This window comes from Corynebacterium sp. LaCa54 (assembly GCF_046717495.1).
Classification (GTDB): domain Bacteria; phylum Actinomycetota; class Actinomycetes; order Mycobacteriales; family Mycobacteriaceae; genus Corynebacterium; species Corynebacterium kefirresidentii.
The window spans coordinates 2429789-2444874 of the sequence record NZ_CP177115.1 but is presented as its reverse complement, the minus strand read 5'-3'; the positions used below and the strand labels follow the sequence as shown (position 1 = coordinate 2444874).

The window sequence follows — 15086 nt, the reverse complement described above, 5'->3', positions numbered from 1 at the left end:
AACAGGCTACCTTTGTGGAATTTAGTTGGGAACGGGTGGACATTGAATAACAATTTTCACCGTGGATTCCACCGTGGTTTTCACAGTGGTTTTTATCGAGTCACCTCGATCTCCACAGAGTTATCCACAGGTGTGGATGAAAGAGTTATTCACAGCTTAGTTCATGGCTGTGGATAACTCTTCATAGGCCGGTTTATGGCATTAAGCTGCGGAAACTACAAAAGTCTCAAGCGTTGATTTAGAGTTATCCACATGCCAGGCTTGGCTGTGGAATTTGATTCTTCTGTTGTACCGCCGAAGCGGCGGGTGTGTCTAGTGAGAAAAATTCACCCCCTGGACGCCGATCTGGATAGGTCCTCCAGTGCGGTGGATTCGGCGCAGTAAGAGCCCGGAATCTGGCCGCCTAGCTGCAGGAAAAAACATTTATGTAATTTCGGGTGTACCCGGGTGTCGATTTGTTTCTAGCGGCAGAAATCACGTAATCTGGCATGGTCTATTGCAACAAAGAGTTGCGCGTGAAAGTGACAGCGTCACCTCGCACTGGCTGGGCCCGTCGGCTCGCCGTGCACCGGAGAGACTGTGATGCGTCAGGTTCATGGAATCTAATCATCAGTGGGTGCGCCGCTGTTAGCGGTGGTGTGCCTACGCACAACTTCAAGGAGAATTAACGTGGCAAAGGGTAAGCGCACGTTCCAGCCGAACAACCGTCGTCGTGCTCGTAAGCACGGTTTCCGCACCCGCATGAGCACTCGTGCAGGTCGCGCAATCGTTGCGGCTCGTCGCAAGAAGGGCCGCGCAAAGCTGACTGCGTAAGTTATGCTTCCGGCCCAGCACAAGCTCACATCGCCGACACAGTTTCGGCGCACGATGAAGGGCAGTCGCCGGGCGGGCACTCGTACGGTAGTCGTGCATGCGCGCGATAACGCAGGTACGGACAAGGAGGCCGAAATTGCAGCCACTGGGCCGCGCTTTGGCTTAATTGTTTCTAAAGCCGTCGGGAATGCAGTGGTTCGCCACCGCACCTCCCGGCGGCTTCGCCATGTGTGCATGACTTTCATTCCCAAGCTGCCCGCCAGCGTGGATGTGGTCATTCGTGCATTGCCCGCTAGCGCCACTGCTAGCAGTGAGCAATTAGAAAAAGATCTTGCTAAAGCACTGCGCAAGCAATGGGATATCTAAATTCCCGCGGGGAGGAAATTCCCCCAGCCAGAGGATTGGCCACACCAATGGTCAAAGTGGTTCGTTTCTACCAAAAACATGTCTCTGGCCTTAAGATGGTATCGACCTGTCGGTTTGAACCGACATGCAGTGCTTATGCCCTTGAAGCGCTATCCAAACATGGCGCATTCAAGGGTACGGCGATGGCAATAGCCAGGGTCTGCAAATGCGGCCCCTGGCATCCGGGCGGATTCGATCCGGTCCCGGGTACCAACAACAATTGAGGATTAAACACTCGTGCTTAATATCATTTACTGGCCAATTTCGGCCGTTTTGTGGTTCTGGCACTGGCTGCTGTCCCTCGTAATGGACCCTGCCTGGGGCATTACCTGGATTCTGGCCATTGTGCTGCTGACCTGGACGCTTAAGGCACTAATGGTCAAGCCGACCATTAGCCAGATTCGTTCCTCGCGCAAGATGCAGGAAATCCAGCCTAAGGTGCAGGAAATCCGCGCGAAGTACGGTAATGACCAAACCAAGGCCGCGCAGGAAATGCAGAAGGTTTACAAGGAGTCCGGCGTTCGTCCGATGGCCGGCTGCCTGCCGGTCTTCGTGCAGATTCCAATGTTCGTTGGTTTGTTCCACGTACTGCGCTCCTTCGACCGAACCGTTGCGGTAGCCGGTGGCATTGGACATCCCAGTGGTGACCCAATGTCCATTGAGGAAAATGCTAATACCGCGAACTACATCTTTAAGCCGGATCTGGTCCAGCAGTTCTTGGATGCCAAGATCTTTGATGTTCCGCTGGTGACCAACCTGCGCTTGAACTCGCCGATTGTAGAGGGCGTCACTACCAGCCAGGCAGCCGTCATCATCGTTCCGATGATCGCCATCATTGCGGTCATGACGCACTTCAACGCCCGCATGAGCCTGAACCGCCAGGAAAAGCGCCGTGCTGCTGGCAAGACCCAAGCGCCACAGGGGCAGAATGCGGAAATGATGCAGCAGCAAATGGCCATGATGTCCAAGATGATGCTGTGGGTCATGCCAGCCATGCTGGTCTTCTCCGGCTTCATCTGGCCGATTGGCTTGCTGTTCTACATGATGGCCAATACGGTCTGGACCTTCTTCCAAACCCGCATCGTCTATGCCAAGATGGACCGCGAGGAAGAAGAAGAGGAAGCCGCTAAGGTTGAGGCCAAGCGCACTTCCGCGCCTAAGCCGGGTGCCCGCAAGAAGGACAACCGCACCAAGAAACAGCGCAAAAACAAATAAACACGGAGGAGAACCCCATCGTGTCCGAGATGGACCCGTCAGTAGTATTCGGCTCCCGCTTGCCCCTCGCGCAGGCTTACCATGATTCGCTCGCTACAGACGGGTCCACTCGTGGTTTTATAGGCCCCCGCGAGGTGCCACGCCTGTGGGACAGGCACATTATTAACTGCGCCGTCGTCAAGCAAGCAATCCCGGAGGGCGCCACGGTCATCGATGTAGGCTCGGGTGCCGGATTGCCCGGTATTCCGTTGGCCATTGCGCGCCCGGACCTGCAGATCACCCTGATCGAGCCGCTGCTCAAGCGCTATAACTACCTCAATGAGGTCGTAGAAGAGCTGGGCCTAGACAACGTGACGGTGCTGCGTGGCCGTGCTGAGGAAGGCCCGATCAAAAAGGGCGTGGCGGGGGCCGATGTGGTGACCTCGCGCGCCGTCGCACCCCTGGGAAAGCTTGCGAAGTGGTCGCTGCCGCTAGTGCGCAAGGGGGGCGAGATGATCGCACTGAAGGGCTCTTCCGTACACGAAGAACTAGAACGCGATGCCGCTGATATCAAGAAGGCCGGCGGTGGAAAGGCCGAGGTCAGCACCATCGAGGGAACCACGATCATTCGTGTCCCGCGCGTGAACTAAAGTAGACGGCATGACTAATCCGCGCCTTATCACCATTGCTAACCAGAAAGGCGGCGTAGGCAAAACCACCTCCGCCGCCAACTTGGCCGCAGCGCTTGCCGCAGAGGGCAAGAAAGTGCTGGTGATCGATCTCGACCCGCAGGGAAATGCTTCCACGGCCATGGGGGCGGAACATAATTCCGGCACCGATTCCAGCTATGAGGTGCTCCTCGGGGACTGCAGCGCCGAGAAGGCTATGCAACCTTCTTCGCACAACGAGAACCTTTTTTGCATCCCCGCCACCATCGATTTGGCTGGCGCGGAGATTGAAATGGTCTCCTTGGTACGTCGCGAATTTCGGCTCTATGACGCCCTGCATAATGGCTTCCTCGAGGAGCATGGCTTCGAATACGTTTTCATTGACTGCCCGCCATCGCTTGGTTTGCTCACCATCAATGCGATGACGTGTGCGGAAGAGGTCATCATCCCGATTCAATGCGAGTACTACGCCCTCGAGGGTGTGGGCCAGCTGCTGGGAAATATTTCCATGATCCGTGAACACCTCAACGAGGATCTGCATATCTCCGCCGTGCTGTTGACCATGTATGACGCCCGCACGCGCTTGGCAGAAGATGTGGCAGATAACGTTCGCGAGCAATTTGGTGCCGTGGTGTTGGGCAATGTTATCCCGCGCTCCGTGCGCGTTTCGGAGGCGCCGGGATACGGTACTACGGTTATTGATTACGCTCCTTCGTCCACCGGTGCCCGCGCCTATCTTGCGGCGGCGCGCGAGCTTAACCGGCGCGGCGATTATCGCCCGCACCCGACCACCGGGGCGATTGGCGTGAGCCCAGAGATTTACGCGGAATTGGAAGGATAGGAACTCATGGCAGAACAGAAGCAAGGTGGACTCGGCAAGGGTCTCGCCGCACTCATCCCATCCGGCCCTGATGCCCCTACCCGCAAGCCGCGGCTGGGAGATTCCGCGGCGGATATCATCTTGGGAAATGCCACCCCGCAGCCTGGCCGCAAGGGCGGCGACGGCAAGCGTGTAAAGGGCGCGCCCACCATTCAACAGGGTTCTGGCTCACAATCTTCGAAGAAGCGTCAGGCCACCCCGGCTCCCATCGGTGCGACCTACCGTGAGATTTCCATTGGGGATATCATCCCTAATCCGAAGCAGCCACGCACCGTCTTCGACGAGGATGAGCTGGGCGAGCTCGTTCACTCGATCCGCGAGTTTGGCCTCTTGCAGCCCGTCGTTGTTCGCCCTTCCGAGGAGGGTGGCTTCGAGCTCATCATGGGTGAGCGCCGTTGGCGCGCTTCTTCCAAGGCGGGTCTGGCTACTATTCCAGCCATCGTGCGCGATACCAAGGATGACAACCTTCTGCGCGATGCCCTGCTGGAAAACATCCATCGCGTGCAGCTCAACCCTCTGGAAGAGGCACACGCCTACCAGCAGCTATTGGAAGAGTTTGGCGTTACCCAGAACGAGCTGGCGGACCGCATTGGCCGCTCGCGCCCACAGGTGACCAATATGCTGCGCCTGCTTAAGCTGCCGGTAGAGGTACAAAAACGTGTAGCCGCTGGTACCTTATCCGCCGGCCACGCGCGTGCGCTTCTATCTTTGGATGACACGGAGGCGATGGAATATATAGCCAACCGCATCATCGCGGAGGGCCTGTCTGTCCGCGCCACTGAGGAGGCAGTCACCCTTTATAAGCGCGATGGCAAGCCGGCCGAATCAAAAAAGAAGCAGTCGGCGCCACAGCCGCAGTACTTCACCGATTCTGCCGAGCGCCTATCGGACCGCTTTGACACCAAAGTCACCGTGACCATGGGCAAACGCAAGGGCAAGATGGTCGTGGAATTTGGTGATCAAGAAGATTTTGAGCGCATCATGGCACTAATGCAGCCAGGTGGATAACTTTCGAAAGATGGAAAGTTTAAACAAATGCTAGTTTGCGGTCACTTAAAATATTCGATCTTTTAATCCCAAGGCAGGCTTTAGTAGCAGCACTGATTATTTAACTCCTAAAGTCAGGCTAATGGCTTTCTGAACTTTCGATTGACGTCTCCAGGTATTTAGATTTGATACGGACGTAGGATCCTAAAGGGGGGTTCTTGTGTCCTTCAATAGAATGTTGCTAACTTTGGGATGATGAATTATTTGCAATTATTGCATTGCTGCCGAATTTGCTTTATGTAGTTAAATACCTCTCTGTGAAGTTTTACAATTCACTTGCAAGGAAATCGTTACTCTTTGTCAAAGTGAAAAGTAGAAGAAGTAATTGGTACACCCCTAAATTGCACTTTTGATCTGCTCGGGTTGAAAGGCCGTCAGAGAGGGACGTTGGCGTTACTCTCCTATTCTGATTCAGAATCGTTCAATGACAGCTACAGCCTGTCAAGCTGAGCGTGTTCGACTCGGATCATTTGTCCGAAACTCCACGAATTGACCATAAAATAGTCACAGTGAAGATTATGGGAATCGGATGCCTCAGTTCTACTGTTGTTTAGGTTACTTACCAAAAATAAACGGACTTTTAGATTGTTCCGTTTCAAAATCAGGGCTAAGAGGGATACCTTTTCTTTCTTGGAGAAGCAAGATAGCGGTAAAACCTACGAGGCTTGCAGTTACTAGATAGATTGTAACCGCAACTGTTGTGCCTGTTGCATCTACTAAAGATGCAGCGATCATAGGTGCAAATGCGCCGCCGAGAATTGATCCAATGGCATAAGATATCGATACCCCTGATGCACGAACGGATGCAGGGTAGAGCTCAGCATACATGGCGGACTGGGCACCATAAGTTAGTCCTAGGCCTACAGTTAGAAAGATAAGCGCGACATAAAGAAGGCCCAGTGAAGCTGAGTTGACCAGTGGGAAGAGTATTCCAGCTCCAATTGCCTGTACGACAAATCCAATGAGATAAGTCCTTCGTCGACCGATATAGTCCGACACCCAGCCGGCGAATAGCGTGAATATTAACCAAGTTACGGCAGACAAAGTAACTGCGTTGAGCACATCACCGCGCTCAAAGGAAATGGGTCCTTCTGGGTTGGTGGCATAATTTTGAATATAGCCTCCTGCTGTCATATAACCTACAGCTCCGTTGCCTGCAAATACCAGTGCGGCGACAAATACAAGAGGTAGATGCTGTTTGAAGAGAACTCCAATGGGATTCGGGCCTTCATGACTTTTGTTGCCCGCTATAACTTTGAAAACCGGCGATTCATCGACGCCGATTCTTACTACGTAGCCCACGATAACCAACACGAAGGAAAGTAAGAAGGGGACGCGCCAACCCCATTGAAAGAATGCATCTCCGGGCGCAATTCTATTCATAATGGATAAAATTCCCGAGGACATGAGAAGACCGATGGGAACTCCAATTTGGGGTCCGGCACCGTAAAGGCCACGCTTCTGGTTCGGAGCATGTTCAACCGCTAGCAATACCGCTGATCCCCACTCCCCTCCAGCGGATACGCCTTGAATAATGCGGAGAAAAATGAGCATAATGGGAGCCCATAGACCTACCGTTTCGTAAGTAGGTAAGAGGCCGATTAAAGTGGTTGCGCCCCCCATGGAGAAAAGTGTGACCATGAGGACGATTCGTCGACCGTAGCGATCTCCATAGTAGCCGGCTAAAAACGCACCGAGGGGCCGAAACAAAAACGATAGGCCCACAGAAGCGAAAGACACGATGCTGGCCAAACTTCCGGTTAAGGGAGAAAACATTACTTGGTTAAAAACGAGTCCGGCTACTGCCGCGTATAGAAAATAGTCGTACCATTCAATCGCCGTACCGATTGTGGTTGCAGCTACTACACGTCCCATTTCCTTGGGAGAGATCGCGGAGGGGCTCGAAGCATCCATCATGAAGATCCATTCAAATAGTAGAAATGAAGACTATCAGTAGATACTAATCGAATGATTCGCTTCGAGCCAAGATTTGTGGGCAAATCTCGTTGACTTAGGACTGCTCAGCTTGAAGGAGTTCAGAAAATTTATAGGTACCTGTCACAACTGTATCCTGATCCATGAGATACATACGCTTTACCGCGATGACGATGGCCTCAGCAATATCGTCGCGGCGGGACGGATTGGTGAGGATCTTTATGTCTTCTGGGTTGGTGAGGTAGCCCAGCACGATCTGGATGACCGGCATTTGGGTCAGGCGAAGCAGATCCCAGGTGCGGCCGTGGTTGCCGCAGTCCAGCAGCTCGGTGCGCGCGACAATCTCACGCTGGATAAAGCCGGATAGGGTCTCACCAATAAGCGAGGAATTGCCGGATTCGGAACCGAAATAGAAGGTGGCAACACCATTGGCCTTTTCATTGGGGTAGGAATCACAAGCCAAAGAGATGACAATGTCCGCATCGAAGGCGTTGGCCAACTCCGCGCGGGACTTCACATCCGCATCGGAGGTCCGAGGACGGGAGATGATGGTCTCCATGCCGGCGGCAATCATGCGTCCCTCGATGCGTTGGGTGAGGTCCCACAGGATCTCTTGCTCAGAAATATCACCAAAGCGTCCCTTGACCTGTTGGCCGGCGTCGCCGCCGCTCAAGGCGGGATCGATCACAACGCGCTTGCCCGCCAGTTTAGGGCCGGCGTTGCGCACGCGCTCGCGCTCTTGGATATTGTGCGCGGATCCGCCGGTGATACGGCGGCCAAGCAGACTGAGGGCGCGGATGGTGGCGGGACCGCATACACCATCTTCTTGCAAGCCACAGTTGTGTTGGTATTCCTTGAGCGCCGCGTAGGTATTGGTGCCAAAATGGCCGTCTACGCGCTGCTGGTAAAAGCCCAGCTCCTGCAGCTGTTGCTGGAGCTGCGAGATATCATCACCCACGAGCTCATTTGCGGGCTCGTAGGCAAGTACACGGCTGCCGAGCGTATACGAGGCCTGGCGCAGTTCGCGCAGGGTGAGATCATCGATCTCTCCCGTGGGCACGATGCCGCGCGATTGCTGGAAGGCCTTGAGGACCTCAGACAAATTGGCATCAAAGCTCTTGTCGCTCTCGGAGTACTTCTGCTTTTTCCACGCAGAAAGTTCCCCCTTGAAATCTGACAAGAGGCCGAGACGGGCCAAGGTGGCGCGAGCCTCAGCTACACGCACGCTTGTATCGCCGACTCGAAGAACGCGGTTCACGCCTTTTACCCCTTTCACAGCCCGTGTTTAGGGGCCGCATTTCAGAATTTCTACACGCTTAATCTAATAGGAATTAGATTAACAGTTAAAGTTGCTTTTTCACTTGCGCCACGATGTCATCTTTAGAACGCAGACCAACAAATTCGTCTACCTTCTCGCCGTGGTTGAAAATCAGCACGTTAGGGATGGACATGATCTGGAACATGGCACCTAGGTTGCGCTCTTCATCGACGTTGACTTTGGCGATGGTGACCTCGCCGTCTAGCTCCTCTGCTACCTCTTCCAAGATGGGGGATAGCTTCTTGCAGGGGCCGCACCATTCGGCCCAGAAGTCGACGACGACGGGCTTATCGGACTCGATGACGTCCTTGCGGAAGGTATCGGTGGTTACTTTCTTGACGTTGCTCATACTGAATTAACGGCTTTCTGCGAGGAAATGTTCCGCATCAATTGCCGCGCGGCAACCGGAGCCGGCCGCGGTAATTGCCTGCTGGTAGTGGTCATCCACCAAATCACCGCAGGCAAAAACGCCAGGCTGGGAGGTCTTGGTGGTGGGTTGTTCAACTACAACATAGCCATTGTCATTTAGCTCGACCTGACCATTGAGGAAGGAAGAGCGCGGATCATGGCCAATTGCTACGAACATGGCAGTCACGTCCAAGGTAGAGGTCTCGCCGTTGGTCACGTCCTTGAGCTTGAGACCGCCAACTTTGCCGTCGGCTTCAATGACCTCTTCGACGACCTTATTAGTCTCCCATTTAATCTTCTCATTGGCCTGGGCGCGCTCCAGCATGATTTTAGAGGCGCGGAAGTTCTCGGAGCGGTTCACAATGGTGACGGAGTCCGCGAACTTGGTGAGGAAGGTTGCTTCCTCCATGGCGGAGTCGCCGCCGCCGATAACCGCAATATTGTGGTCCTTGAAGAAGAAGCCATCGCACGTAGCGCAGGTAGAAACGCCGCGGCCGGTAAGTTCTTCCTCACCTGGTACGCCGAGGTGGCGCGGGGCGGCACCGGTGGCGAGGATGACGGCGCGGGCCTCGAAGAGCTCGTCACCCACGTGCAGCTTCTTAATATCGCCTTCTAGCTCTATCGAGTCAACGACTTCCATGCGCAAATCTGCACCGAAGCGGATGGCCTGGGCGCGCATTTCCTCCATGAGCTCTGGGCCCATGATGCCCTTTTGGAAGCCGGGGTAATTTTCTACCTCGGTAGTATTCATAAGCTCGCCGCCGTACTCGAAGCCCTCGAAGACAATCGGGTTGAGCTCGGCGCGTGCCGCGTACAGCGCGGCGGTATAACCGGCAGGGCCGGAACCTACGATGGCAACATCGTGGACGGTCATTGCTAACTCCCTTAAATCAGAGTGTGGTTTCGCGTAACGCCATGAGTCTACCCGCCACACTGACAAACGTCGGTATTAGCAAACTCACCCAATGGCCGCGCGTAGGACTTCCCTCGCTCGGGCGCAGCGGGATTTAATGGTGCCGGGCTTTACTCCTTGAGCAGTGGCAACTTCTCCGACGCGGAACCCGGCGACGTCGGTAAGCACCAGCGCTTCGCGTTGATCCTCGCGCAGTAACTCCATGGCTTCGCGCACCGCCAGCTGCTCCGCTAGGTTTTCGGAAGGATTATGCGCGAGCAGCGGGTTGCGATCGTCGTCGAAGTCCTCCGTATCTAATGAGGCATTTTCCCTATTCGAGCGATGGTTGAGGTAGTCATAGCCAGAATTTTTCACCAGCCGGTGTAGCCAGGTTGATAGCGCGGATTCGCGGCGATAAGAGTGCAGGTTGCAGCTGGCGCGCAAGAAGGCTTCCTGGACCACATCTTGGGCATCGTGATCGTTTTTGGTGTAGCGGCGTGCCACGGTGGTCAGCCGCGTGCGGTGGCGTTCCACGATGGTGGAAAAGGCCTTATTATCACCTTCAATGAAAGCATCAACTAATTCTTCGTCACTGCGGTCATGACTCAGTGTCATATGTAGATTCCCCCCGGATCAACAACTGTTAACCACAGTGTGACCCGAGGGGAAGCAGAGCGCGAGCGCTGGACAGTACAGTCTATTGACCAGCCCGCACGCGAAGCGTGCGCCGCAGATTATCGCGACACTCGAGCAGTACGCGGCGCAGTGCTCCTGGCAGCTCACGGTGCAGCAGACGGGTGGTGGCGTCGTCGGCCATGGGCAGCTGTGGATAGAAGCCGCGGATGAGGCGGTTGGCAATCTCAATCGGGTGCGCGGCCCAGATCTCTTCCACGCGGGAGAAGAATTCCTCCGCAAAGGCCTCCTGCAGTGCAGCTGAGCGCGGGGCATTGAATCCGGCGACCAGCGCGTCTACCTCGGCATTGGAGTAGGTGCCCGGCGTGAGCGCCTTATCGAACGCGGCACGCTTGGTCTCTGGCGTGGGGAAAGCGTGGCTGGCGCCGAGGAATTCCGTAGCGCCGGTGAGCGTATTATCGCGCTGTTTTTCTTTCTCCAACTCGTCTAGTTCTACGGCATTTCGGGCGGCGAGTGCGCGCAGGATGGACCACCGGATCGAGGGGTCCAAGCGAAGGCCGGCAATGTCACCGGCGAGCAGGGCCTTAAGGCGCGTGGTGCCTGATTCCTCCGGCGTTGCGGCGAGTGCGCGGATGGCGGCGCGTGCGAGTACAAGCTGGGCGTCCGAGGCTGGTTCGGCCTCGTCCAGATGGCCCCAGATCGCCTCGGCATAGTCGGTGCGGACCTGCTCGCGGTCGGCTTCCGAAACATAATGGGCAATCGCAAAATTGGCATTTGCGCAGGCAGTAGCCAGCAGCGTCGTGTTGGTCTCGTAGGCTTCGTGCTTGACGACGACCCCCACATAATCAATCGCCGACATTTCCCCATCGCGGGTGAGGTTCCATAGTGCGGTCCAGATGATAGCGCGGGTGAGATCATCTTCGATTTCGGTCAGGCGGTTCCCTGCCGTTTCTAGGGAGGTGTCGTCGAAGCGGATTTTGGCGTAGGTATGGTCGGCGTCGTTAAGCAGCAGCAATTCTGGGGCCGGAAGGCCGGCCGCCTCATCGATAATGGTGCGGGTGGTGTCATCGCCGGCGGGGAGATCGATGTCGATCTCGCGATACTTGTGTAAGTCGGCATCAAAAAGCGAGGCGGTCAGGCGGTGTGGCCGGCAGACGTCCTCGGCTTCTGCAAGGATGGCCAGCTCCGCAATCTTCTCGCCTTCGGTGTGCAGCTCCGGGATGAGCGTATCTGGACCCCACGTACGTAGCCAGGCCTGCGACCAAGCATCAAGATCGCGGTCTGTGTGCTTTTTTAGCGCCTTCAGGAGGTCATCAAAGGTGGCGGCGGCAAAGGCGTGCTCCTGGAAGTAGTCGCGCGCCCCAGCGTAGAAATTATCGCGACCGACATAGTGCACCAGTTGCTTGAGCACCGCCGCGCCCTTGGCATAGGTGATGCCGTCGAAATTTTGGCGCGCGGCATCTACGTCCGGGATCTCCGCCTTGATGGGGTGCGTGGTGGGCAGCTGATCCTGCAAGTAGGCCCAATTTTTACGGGCGCCGGCAAAATTGGCCCAGGCCTCGGTGTAGTCGGTGCCGTGGACGGAAGAATCCGCGCCCATAAATTCCGCGAAGGACTCTTTGAGCCATAGGTCATCCCACCACTGCGGAGTGACCAGGTCACCGAACCACATATGGGACATCTCGTGCAGGATGGTATTTGCACGGCCGGCGTGCTGCGCGCGGGTAGCGCGGGAGCGGAAGATGTAGTTCTCCGTAAACGTCACCAGGCCGGGATTTTCCATCGCGCCGAGGTTGTATTCGGGTACAAAGATGGAATCGTACTTGCCCCACGGATAGGGATAGCCAAAGTTCTGGTGGAAAAAGTCCATACCCTGGGCAGTAAGGTCCAAGATTTCCTCGTCGAGGTACTCAAGCATGGACGCGCGAGCAAAGGCGCGCAACTGTGCCGAGTGGCTGCCATCCGGGGCGGTCCACGTGCGTTCTTGATACTGGTAAGGGCCTGCCGCGAAGGAAGTCAGGTAGGTCGACAGCGGCGGTGTCGGCGCGAAGGTAACAGTGGCGAGATCGCCATCCTCACTGCGCTCGACTTCCGGTTGGTTAGAGAGGATCTGCCACTGCTTCGGTGCGGTCATGCGCACGTGGAAGACGGCCTTGAGATCCGGCTGCTCGAGGCAGGGGAAGATGCGGCGAGCATCGGAAGGCTCGAGGTGTGAGTACAGGTAGGTCGCGTCATCGGCCTGATCGTGCATGCGGTGCAGGCCCTGGCCGGTGCGCGAATAACGGGAGTGGCTGGTGACCTCGATGGTCAGCTCCTCCCCTACCGGCACGCCGTGTAGCCGGATGATGCTGCCATCAAAGTCCACCTCCTGCTGGGTGCCATTGACCTTTAACTCCGCGACCGATTCGCCCAGGTAATCCAGGAAGAGCTCGGGCTCATTGCTGGTCAGCTCGAGGCGGGTAGTCACGCCGTAGGTGGGGCTATCGAGTACCTCCGAAAGATCAAGGTGGAGGTGATAGGCGCGCAGGTCCACCGCTGCCGCGCGTTCTTGGAGCAATTCGTGCTGCGTCTTATTTTGTGGTGCGGTCATACTTAGGAACTATAGTTACCTCCGTCACGTAGGGTGCGGGGTTGGGGTCCTAAGTTCCGCTGCCTTCTAGGAGCAAAATACCCAGCGGGTATTGGGACCTCGCTGCGGACCTGTTGGACTAGTTTTGCCCGTCCCATACTCTTCAAGCGGCGCTAGATGTCAGTGACCATCAGCAAGCGTTACACCACACTAGAGGACGCAACCTCGCGCGGAGGTGGGCGATCTCATCTCAGCACGCAAGATTTGCGAAAGAACCTAGTTGCCGTCTCAGGTGCACAGTAAGGTGGGCCTCACGACTAGATCTAAAGACGTGCAAGAAATTAATCGTCCGGAAAAATCAATAACCTCGGCGATTTACTCCTACTTTCGTAGTGCAGGGATCGTTCCGAGGCTTTCAAGATAGAGATTAGCATTTCCATAATGAGTAATCCAAGATTGGCCCCCGTACCGCTATCCCAATGGTTTTCATCCGCGCGGATGAGCCGGTACGCCGATCACCCCACACCAGAGGCGCTATACCTTTGGAATACTCACCTCACGAAGACCTATCTCGCTGACATTGAGCATGTTGAAGTACTTCTTCGAAACTGCATTCACAGTGCCCTAACCAGAAGGTACGGTGACCGATGGTTTGATGACGATCGAATACCTTTCAACGTTGCGGCAAAGAAGAATATCCGCAAAGCGAAAAGACGAGCTGGAGGAGGAGGGGCGTTACCGGGAAAAATCATTGCTGAACTCAGCTTCGACTTCTGGCGTTACCTTTTAAGTAACCACTATCAAGCAAGCATCTGGCCTCAGGTAAAGAGGGCGTTGAAGAAACCCCCTGACAGCAGACAGCAGTTCGAAGAGCTTGTAGTCATTGTTTATGAAATGAGAAATAGGTGCTCTCACCACGAATCAATCGTTCAACAGCGCGATAGAGCCCGTGAAGTCGCACATCTCGACTCCGTTGATAACGCTATCCAAGAAATAGCGGGTTTCATTGATCCTCATGCCGCAACATGGATCAAGAACAATTCCAGAGTCTCCGCTTTACGAGCACAGCGCCCTTAGGCATATATCGCAGTACAAAGTGGGAAACTGAAACCGTCATCACAGTTGGTGTGCATTCTAACTATTTTCCGTTGAATCATGCCGCCGCCTCGTTCGCTAACATCCAAGGATTACTTTTCACTAGGCAAGGAACGACGTTTCAAGAAAGTCCTCAAGACTCCAATAGTCAGGATCGAACCAAGCAACGCCTTCGTTCACTTCGATTGCGACTAAGTGGTCAGGCAATAAGATGAGGAAATTATTTGTCTCGGTGCGGATTCCTTGGCGTTGTAGCTCTTGTGCGACTCGTTCAGTGCTCTCCTGTGCGGTCTCCGCGGGGTGACGATTAAGGTCAACGCCATAGAAAGTATCCGCGATTGGTACCTCCATGTACTTCATTTCAACGGTGACGCACTTACCGTCCTCCACGCAGCACCATATTTTCCATGAAAATTACTTTTTATGTCTTCATGTTCACGCTGAAATGCTTTCCCAAGGGTAAGGAGTGGCTGTACCGCTATATCGGAAGACGTAGGAAAAGCCCACAGCCAGAAGGTGGCTGCGGGCTTGGGGAAGCTTAATGCTTCTAGTGTGTTTGGAGTTACGGGTCTACTGCTTGATAGCGGAGACCTCGAGCTCAATTTTGATCTCCTCGGAGACCAGTACGCCGCCGGTCTTCAGCGGAGCGTTGAAGTCGATGCCGAAGTCCTTGCGGTTGATCTTGGTGGTTGCCTCGAAGCCCAGGCGGGTATTGCCAAATGGGTCCTCAGCGGTAGCAACATCTTCTACATCGAGGTCGACGGACTTGGTGGTGTCCTTGATGGTGAGGTCACCGGTTACGGTGCCGTTGCCATTCTCATCAACGTTGAGGTTGGTGGCCTTGAAGGTGATCTCCGGGTACTGCTCTACTGCGAAGAAGTCCTCGTTCTTTACGTGTGCATCGCGGTCATCGTTGCCGGTGGTGATGGAAGCGGTGCGGATGGTTGCCTCAGCAGCGGACTCGGCGATGTTCTCGGCCACGGTAATGGTGCCCTCAAAATCGGCGAAGTTGCCGCGGACCTTGGTGACCATTGCGTGCTTGGCTACGAATCCGATAACGGTGTGGGCTGGATCGAGTGCGTAGGTACCTGCTGCGAGGGACATAGTGAATACTCCTAAAATTGTTGCTTGCGTTACACCCCACAGTGTACGCACTACTCCTAAATGGTCAATACTTGAAGTAAAAAAGTTTAGAAGGCGCAGCTCATGAAGTTTTGTGTTGAAGAAAA

General features: G+C 55.1%; 16 protein-coding genes. 8 read left to right on the top strand and 8 right to left on the bottom strand.

All coding sequences use genetic code 11. The features are described 5' to 3' along the window. Positions 1 to 669 precede the first annotated feature (669 nt). Genes rpmH through ACLI1M_RS11675 form a run of 7 tightly spaced genes read left to right on the top strand, consistent with a single transcriptional unit; the run spans position 670 to position 4968 of the window. Positions 670 to 813 (top strand): 50S ribosomal protein L34, encoded by a 144-nt coding sequence (rpmH, locus tag ACLI1M_RS11705; protein ID WP_003847033.1) that lies wholly within the window; start codon positions 670 to 672, stop codon positions 811 to 813. A gap of 3 nt (positions 814 to 816) precedes the next feature. Next, complete coding sequence (rnpA, locus tag ACLI1M_RS11700) at positions 817 to 1179, top strand: ribonuclease P protein component (RefSeq protein ID WP_023020197.1); 363 nt, start codon at positions 817 to 819, stop codon at positions 1177 to 1179. A gap of 47 nt (positions 1180 to 1226) precedes the next feature. Beyond that, positions 1227 to 1442: a membrane protein insertion efficiency factor YidD gene (yidD, locus tag ACLI1M_RS11695; RefSeq protein WP_248100274.1), complete on the top strand. Its 216-nt coding sequence runs from the start codon at positions 1227 to 1229 to the stop codon at positions 1440 to 1442. Between the two features lie 13 nt (positions 1443 to 1455). Further along, positions 1456 to 2433: a membrane protein insertase YidC gene (yidC, locus tag ACLI1M_RS11690; RefSeq protein ID WP_316327477.1), complete on the top strand. Its 978-nt coding sequence runs from the start codon at positions 1456 to 1458 to the stop codon at positions 2431 to 2433. Between the two features lie 29 nt (positions 2434 to 2462). Beyond that, positions 2463 to 3062: a 16S rRNA (guanine(527)-N(7))-methyltransferase RsmG gene (gene rsmG / locus ACLI1M_RS11685; RefSeq protein ID WP_248100290.1), complete on the top strand. Its 600-nt coding sequence runs from the start codon at positions 2463 to 2465 to the stop codon at positions 3060 to 3062. Positions 3063 to 3072: 10 nt separating this feature from the next. After that, positions 3073 to 3921: a ParA family protein gene (locus ACLI1M_RS11680; RefSeq protein ID WP_023020194.1), complete on the top strand. Its 849-nt coding sequence runs from the start codon at positions 3073 to 3075 to the stop codon at positions 3919 to 3921. 6 nt (positions 3922 to 3927) lie between these two features. Beyond that, a complete protein-coding gene (locus ACLI1M_RS11675) occupies positions 3928 to 4968 on the top strand; it encodes a ParB/RepB/Spo0J family partition protein (RefSeq protein WP_248100270.1) in 1041 nt (346 codons plus the stop codon). Between the two features lie 594 nt (positions 4969 to 5562). Here ACLI1M_RS11675 and ACLI1M_RS11670 read toward each other — a convergent pair. The 6 genes from ACLI1M_RS11670 to pepN form a co-directional block, all read right to left on the bottom strand. Further along, positions 5563 to 6924 carry an MFS transporter gene (locus ACLI1M_RS11670; protein WP_411706587.1) on the bottom strand — a complete coding sequence of 454 codons (1362 nt, stop codon included), beginning with the start codon at positions 6922 to 6924 and terminating at the stop codon, positions 5563 to 5565. Positions 6925 to 7018: 94 nt separating this feature from the next. After that, positions 7019 to 8200, bottom strand: a complete 1182-nt coding sequence (locus ACLI1M_RS11665) for an N-acetylmuramoyl-L-alanine amidase (protein ID WP_023020191.1) — start codon at positions 8198 to 8200, stop codon at positions 7019 to 7021. 85 nt (positions 8201 to 8285) lie between these two features. Beyond that, positions 8286 to 8609, bottom strand: a complete 324-nt coding sequence (trxA, locus tag ACLI1M_RS11660; protein ID WP_023020190.1) for a thioredoxin — start codon at positions 8607 to 8609, stop codon at positions 8286 to 8288. 6 nt (positions 8610 to 8615) lie between these two features. After that, positions 8616 to 9542, bottom strand: coding sequence for a thioredoxin-disulfide reductase (gene trxB, locus ACLI1M_RS11655; protein WP_239206124.1), 927 nt, complete (start codon positions 9540 to 9542; stop codon positions 8616 to 8618). Positions 9543 to 9626: 84 nt separating this feature from the next. After that, the gene (locus ACLI1M_RS11650) at positions 9627 to 10175 is read right to left on the bottom strand and encodes an RNA polymerase sigma factor (RefSeq protein WP_239206122.1); all 549 of its coding nucleotides are present in this window, start codon (positions 10173 to 10175) and stop codon (positions 9627 to 9629) included. 82 nt (positions 10176 to 10257) lie between these two features. Beyond that, a complete protein-coding gene (gene pepN / locus ACLI1M_RS11645; RefSeq protein WP_411706586.1) occupies positions 10258 to 12783 on the bottom strand; it encodes an aminopeptidase N in 2526 nt (841 codons plus the stop codon). A 420-nt stretch (positions 12784 to 13203) separates the two neighbouring features. On the opposite strand from pepN, the gene ACLI1M_RS11640 reads away from it, so the two are divergent. Continuing rightward, a complete protein-coding gene (locus ACLI1M_RS11640; RefSeq protein WP_239207713.1) occupies positions 13204 to 13839 on the top strand; it encodes a hypothetical protein in 636 nt (211 codons plus the stop codon). Positions 13840 to 13959: 120 nt separating this feature from the next. Here the strand turns inward: ACLI1M_RS11640 and ACLI1M_RS11635 are convergent, their stop codons facing one another. Beyond that, positions 13960 to 14247 (bottom strand): hypothetical protein, encoded by a 288-nt coding sequence (locus tag ACLI1M_RS11635; protein ID WP_239206116.1) that lies wholly within the window; start codon positions 14245 to 14247, stop codon positions 13960 to 13962. A 180-nt stretch (positions 14248 to 14427) separates the two neighbouring features. Next, entirely contained in the window at positions 14428 to 14961 is a 534-nt protein-coding gene (locus tag ACLI1M_RS11630; RefSeq protein WP_248100268.1) for a YceI family protein, read from the bottom strand. Positions 14962 to 15086 lie beyond the last annotated feature (125 nt).

What these genes read in the sequence shown, in the direction of transcription:
- rnpA (WP_023020197.1), top strand. Translation starts at nt 817, where the DNA reads ATGCTTCCGGCCCAGCACAAGCTCACATCGCCGACACAGTTTCGGCGC.
- yidD (WP_248100274.1), top strand. Translation starts at nt 1,227, where the DNA reads ATGGTCAAAGTGGTTCGTTTCTACCAAAAACATGTCTCTGGCCTTAAG.
- rsmG (WP_248100290.1), top strand. Translation starts at nt 2,463, where the DNA reads ATGGACCCGTCAGTAGTATTCGGCTCCCGCTTGCCCCTCGCGCAGGCT.
- ACLI1M_RS11680 (WP_023020194.1), top strand. Translation starts at nt 3,073, where the DNA reads ATGACTAATCCGCGCCTTATCACCATTGCTAACCAGAAAGGCGGCGTA.
- ACLI1M_RS11675 (WP_248100270.1), top strand. Translation starts at nt 3,928, where the DNA reads ATGGCAGAACAGAAGCAAGGTGGACTCGGCAAGGGTCTCGCCGCACTC.
- ACLI1M_RS11670 (WP_411706587.1), bottom strand. Translation starts at nt 6,924, where the DNA reads ATGATGGATGCTTCGAGCCCCTCCGCGATCTCTCCCAAGGAAATGGGA.
- trxA (WP_023020190.1), bottom strand. Translation starts at nt 8,609, where the DNA reads ATGAGCAACGTCAAGAAAGTAACCACCGATACCTTCCGCAAGGACGTC.
- trxB (WP_239206124.1), bottom strand. Translation starts at nt 9,542, where the DNA reads ATGACCGTCCACGATGTTGCCATCGTAGGTTCCGGCCCTGCCGGTTAT.
- ACLI1M_RS11650 (WP_239206122.1), bottom strand. Translation starts at nt 10,175, where the DNA reads ATGACACTGAGTCATGACCGCAGTGACGAAGAATTAGTTGATGCTTTC.
- pepN (WP_411706586.1), bottom strand. Translation starts at nt 12,783, where the DNA reads ATGACCGCACCACAAAATAAGACGCAGCACGAATTGCTCCAAGAACGC.
- ACLI1M_RS11640 (WP_239207713.1), top strand. Translation starts at nt 13,204, where the DNA reads ATGAGTAATCCAAGATTGGCCCCCGTACCGCTATCCCAATGGTTTTCA.
- ACLI1M_RS11630 (WP_248100268.1), bottom strand. Translation starts at nt 14,961, where the DNA reads ATGTCCCTCGCAGCAGGTACCTACGCACTCGATCCAGCCCACACCGTT.